This is a genomic window from Neptuniibacter sp. (genome assembly GCF_024231755.1).
In the GTDB taxonomy this organism is placed as follows: Bacteria; Pseudomonadota; Gammaproteobacteria; order Pseudomonadales; family Balneatricaceae; genus Neptuniibacter.
This window is the reverse complement of the sequence record NZ_JAAEQH010000107.1, coordinates 36,331-42,330: the sequence shown is the minus strand read 5'-3', so window position 1 is coordinate 42,330 and position 6,000 is coordinate 36,331. Positions and strand designations below refer to the sequence as shown.

Sequence of the window (6,000 nt, the reverse complement as noted above, 5' to 3'; positions counted from 1 at the left end):
TACACTTATTGCGCTTGCTGTGTAGCCTGCTTGGTCTGCTGTAATATTTAAGGTCACTGTATCGCTTACACCAGATGTCCCACTGTTTGGATTAACTGATAATGCAGTAATTATCGGCGCACTTGTATCAATTACAAGTGTGTTTGCATCTACAGTGGTAAACGCCGTATTACTGTTGGCTGCATCGCTTAATACTACGCTGGCAGTAATTGCACCGGAACTCACAGCTGGGTCACCACCGCCAATCACATAATCTACTGAATATGCTCCAGCGCCTAAATCCTGGAAGTTCGATGCGGTTACATCTACGCTGTTTACACTTATTGCACTTGCGGCATACCCGGCTGCATCAGCGGTAATATTTAAAGTTACTGTATCGCTTACTCCTGAGGTGCCGCTATTCGGATTTACAGATAATGCGCTTACTACCGGAGTATTAGCATCAATTACTAGTGTGTTTGCATCGATTGTTGTAAACGCGGTGTTCGTATTTCTACCATCACTTAATACCACACTTGCGGTTATTGCGCCGGAACTTACATCTGCATCGCCTTCACTTATTACGTAATCTACTGAATAACTTCCAGCGCCTAAATCCTGGAAGTTCGACGCGGTTACATCTACACTGTTTACACTTATTGCACTCGCTGTGTAGCCTACTTGGTCTGCTGTAATATTTAAAGTTACTGTATCGCTTACGCCGGAGGTTCCGCTATTTGGTGTTACGGATAATGCGCTGACAGCCGGTGCAACATTATCCACGGTAAAATTAGCTGATGACTGCGGAGTTCCAGCATTCTCTCCATCAAACGGAGTGATCCTAATCTGCGCTGTGGTTGTCTCTGCAGTAGACTCATCGGTTTGTGAATTCCAAATAAAGGTAACTGTGTTTGCTCCTCCATCTGTAGTAATAAATTCTATAGATGTCGATGTATTGTGATTACCTACTTGATAGCTAAGATCATTTTCTACGGTCACATCATCATAAGTAGCAGATGTATCCACTCCGGCTTCACTTAAGGTCGCTGTTTCCCAACCGCTTCCTATATTATATTCAACTTGGCCTTGTATTGTATTTTCATCTCCCACATCATCGAATGTCGCTTGTACAGTTACCCTGCCGGTACCATCTGTAGCTTGATTGCCAGTTATAGAAGCTACAGTGGGAGCCGTATTGTTATAATCGGCCTGGATTTGGATTAGGGTTCTTCCATAATTATAGATTGCAATTTCATCCAATGTGCCTTCAAACCATCTGCCTACAGGTGTGCTCGGAGAATGTATACCTATATGCATATCTGAACCACTATTGTATACTGAAGTAGCACCCACGCCTTGAGCTTCTTCCAATCCATTAATATATATCTTTTGTCTATTTGCCGCTTCAGGATCAAATACACAAGCTATATGATACCATTGGCCGCTTGTTAAGGCATCGCCAACATCAGTTACTATTGTTACATTCTGTGCATCTTGTCCACTAGTAGTAACTTCAAACTGCAATCTTCCATCAGTATATAGACCTACAATCCATTCTCTATAATCAGCCCCGCTTGCAAAATCCCACTTGGACATGATAATACGATAAGTGTTAGCAGGGACTGTTGGGTTAATCCAAAACTCAATACTAAAAGCAGTGTAATCAAAAGAAGCATCATCTGCAATTCCAACATAATCACTTCCTCCATCAAAACTCAAGGCTGATGTCTCAAACTTACTTCCTTGTCTTCCTGTCCAAGCCGGATCATTTCCATCAGGACCACCAGGCAAACCTAAGGTTCCATGATTCAAATAGGCTGTTTCATCATTTGCAACATCTCCTGTATTATCATCAAGTTTCCAATAGCCAATCGGAGTATTCTGTGTATCTACATTTATTTCCGCAACTGTCTCTTCGTTACCTGCTATATCTACAGCCCAAATCTTGAGATAATAGGTTGTATTCCCGACCAATGGAGTAATGATTGTCTGTGTGGTAGTTCTTGTTGCTAAGTTAGCATCATTAGTATCATCCCATTCATCTTCTGTTGCGACATCTCTAGTAATCGTCGCTGCATCGTCATACCATATCTCATAGTGATCAAAGTTTGTTTCTGTTACCGCTGTCCACTGCAGAGTAATTGAATTTGCAGTCTGCGCAGTAGAAGACAGTGTAGTTAATCCTGCCGGAGCTACTGTATCTTGTATTGCTGTCGGAGTGGTGTCCGCACCGCTTATATTGCCTGCTGCATCTGTTGCAGTTACGTTCGGAGTTATCGTTCCATCGGTTAATGCGGATGGAGTTGCAGCTGTGCCATCAAGCGTAAGACTATAGGTTCCACCCGTGGCAGTTGTGCTGTCACTTATTGTATTCGTTCCATCAGTCAAACTTATATTAATCATTGCATCTACTTCGGCTGTCCCTTCTACTACTATCGCTGCTTTCTCTGAATCGTTAATATAATTATCTGTTGAGATCGCAGTAATTACAGGTGTTGCCGGGGCAATATAATCAACATTAATTATCGAGTTGTCTACAACGCTGTCTGAGAAGTTCCCTGCGGCATCAGTTATTCTTACACTTAAAGTAGCTGTACTGCCAAAGGCTGTTTGCACTTGGGCATTACTGCTCAGTCCGGCATCAAAGTCTACAGTAGTATCTGCTGCACCGATAGTGCCATCAGTTATTGGACTAGTAAATGGGTTGCCATCTTTTAGTAATTCTGCAGTGCCACCGGTGGCCTGACCGGCTATTACCATAGCACTGACTGTAAAGTTAGTATTGGTTAAGTTCAAGGCATTGGCTACTGCATTGCCACCTACAGCGCTAAAGTTTACTGCTCCTGGACTATGTAACGTGCTCATCGAATCAGCATCTAGAACTGTATCCCAGAATGATATTGCCTTTATTGTCCCGTTGAGATTCTGGAATTCATACCTATCACATCCTACCCAAAAATATGTTCCCCAAGCATTGTCTGTAAAATCATCTACTGTCTCATTAGTTCCATCAGCTACGCCATCATAATATCCTACAACATAAGGCAATGAATGTTGAATAGCGTAACCTAAGGTCATTTCAGTCCCGACTGTCCAAGGACTTTCAACTAAATCTGTTACACCACTACTATTAGAATCATCTACATTAGAATATATTTGAACATCATTTGCCCACCCATAACCAAATAATCTTCGTTTTGTATCAGTGTCAGTTATTCTTTTATTAGTGTTTACATTACTATCAAACTCAGGAGCCACTTTCGCTACACAACTCTCCGTTGCAGCATTTCTGTTGCCGCTGGTCTCATACTTCAAAGTCTCTACGCTTCTAGTTAAAGACGTTGCCGTAGTAGGAATGAACGTCGTCGCCAAAGGTTGTTTCTCCAGCTGTATAAGTGCAGCTTCGAAGTCTACAGTATCGCCATCGCTAATACTAACTGCTCTAACTTCTAACTTTACTCTATCAACATTAGCCTCATCTAAAACATATGTAAATACGTATTTTCTCCAAGTACTATCTGGAGTAAAATTAATGCCGGATTCTGTAATCCAACCACCGCCAACATTTAACTGCCAAATCCTCATTCCCAGCGTAACACCACTATTACCATTAAGACTTCTTACCCAAACACTAGCCGTAGCAATATCATTTTGAGTGAAAGTACCAACCTCTGTATTTTGTGTGCAAAGTTGCAATCTATCGTTACCAGTACCACCATCGCCTGCAACACCAGTATATTGAACCCTCTGTGACTTGGCATTCACTATATTACACAGATCAGAAGTTATATCAGAGTTAGTCCAAACAGGAGTTCCAACTATCGTCCCAGATATCTGAGAACCCCAATTATCTAATTTACCAGCTGTAGTTGCCGCACCATAGCTATTCAACATCAAATTCGTACTTGCTTCCTCTATTATTAACCCAGCTTTACCATCCGCCCACTTATTCCAACCTGTTGTATCATAATAACCATAATTAAATCTGCCTACATCAGAAGTCTCAGTCTTCTGCATTATACCTACTGTGTTAAAGTAAGTAGCCGGGTTACTCGCACCACGGGAGGCGGAGTATGTAGCAGTGGTAGAGCCCTCTGCGTAATCGGCATCTAAATCACTATCAGCATAATTAGCATAGAACGTGGGCTTCGTCGGCGCTGTATTATCCGAAGTAATTGTATCGTTCTGTTGTATCGCATTATTACCTGCCGGATCCTGAGCATCTACATCTACCGTAATTGTTCCGTCACTCGGAGTACAGGTTACACTGCTTAATGTCCAGGTTGCCGTACCACCAGTATACGTTGCTGGATTAACTGCCGCGCCGCCGCCGAATTCAGTTAAATCAGCAGTAATATATCCGGTATCTCCATCACCTAAATTACCATCTGCGATATCTGCTGTGATCTGGACATCATCAGTATCCTTTACATATGTAGTGCTTGATATAGTCGTATCTGTAATTAATACATTGCTAATTACCGGAACAATTGTATCTATTTCAAATGTATCGGCTGTACAAGCACCTTCGGGATTAGAAGCTAAATCTTCTGCTCCGGATGAACTTACAGTAACCGTAGCTATTTCCTCGTTGTTATCTGTGATATCAAACGTCTCGGTCCAAACCGTATCACCTACTGTCCAACCTCCGTTACTACGCGTAACTGCAGTCCCGGCTGAGAAATTAATCACAGGATCAATACTGTCATTCATCGGCTCAGTATATGTTACTGTTACGATCTGAACCAAATTTCCTTCATATATCGGGTCAGTATCTACAGTTACTGTTCCAGTCGGCGCACTCTGATCACAGATAAAGAAATTAGCTCCGCCACTCGCGCTCCATGCGCCTTCTGTATTTACACTATCCCAAAATTTTATACGCCAGTAATATGTGGTTGTGTCGCTTAATGCAGAACCATCATAAATAATATCTCCGGAACGAGTACCCTCTTGCAGATGAAGTATTGAAGCGCGATATTTAGTAAAGAATAAATCAGAACCACCGATATTTGTCTCTCCATCTAAATCCCCTGAGGTATAACCGGTTATACAAATGTTGTCAACTGTATCCGCAGTTACAGCAAGTGCATTGTCACTACTACCGGTCCCTAAAAATTCCGTCCAAAGCTTCGTGCCTGAAGAATTATATTTTGTCAGGAATATATCTCTGCCGCCGCTATTTGTATTTCCATCCAGATCTCCATTCGTATAACCAGTAATGTAAAGATTACTATTTGCATCACAAGTTATACCACGTGCAGTATCATCAACTCCTGTACCTAAAAGTTTTGTCCATTGCTTTGCTCCTGATGCTGAATCATATTTTATTAGGAAAATATCTTCGCCACCAGCGTTAGTCTCACCGTCTAAATCTCCTGCTGTATGTCCGGCAATATATACATATCCATCCGGAGCATAAATTACAGAGCGACCGTATTCATCAACCCCTGTCCCTAAAAGTTCTGTCCATTGGATTGTTCCCGCGGAATTATATTTGGTTAGGAATATATCCCTACCACCGCTATTTGTTTCTCCGTCTAAATCTCCATATGTATATCCAGTAATATAAATATTATTGCTTGGGTCAGATGTTATTGCCCGGCCGGTATCATCAACTCCAGTACCGAGTAGTTCTGTCCATTGGATTGTTCCCGCTGCATTATATTTGGTTAGAAAGATATCATCGCCTCCGGCGTTTGTCTCTCCATCTAAGTCGCCTTCTGTAAGTCCTGTCACATAAATATCGTCATTGGTATCACGAGTAACCGCACATCCATGTTCAGCATCGCTAGCCCCTGAGCCTAAAAGGTTAGTCCATTGTATTGTCCCTGCTGCATTATATTTGGTTAGGAATATATCATAACCACCACTATTAGTCTCTCCGTCTAAATCTCCAGTTGTATCCCCAGTTACATATATATCACCTGCGGTATCCGTAACTACGCCATATCCGAATTCACTATCGCCTGTACCTAATAATTCTGTCCACTGCTTTACCCCTGATGAATTATATTTAGT

1 protein-coding gene (only partly in view) is annotated in these 6,000 nt (G+C 41.9%); it reads right to left on the bottom strand.

Annotation, left to right across the window (positions count from 1 at the left end):
• Nucleotides 1-6,000, bottom strand: part of the annotated coding region (locus GY843_RS05595; protein ID WP_297307368.1) for an SBBP repeat-containing protein (this coding region is incomplete at both ends). The annotated region continues 36,330 nt past the right edge of the window; 6,000 of its 42,330 annotated nt are in view.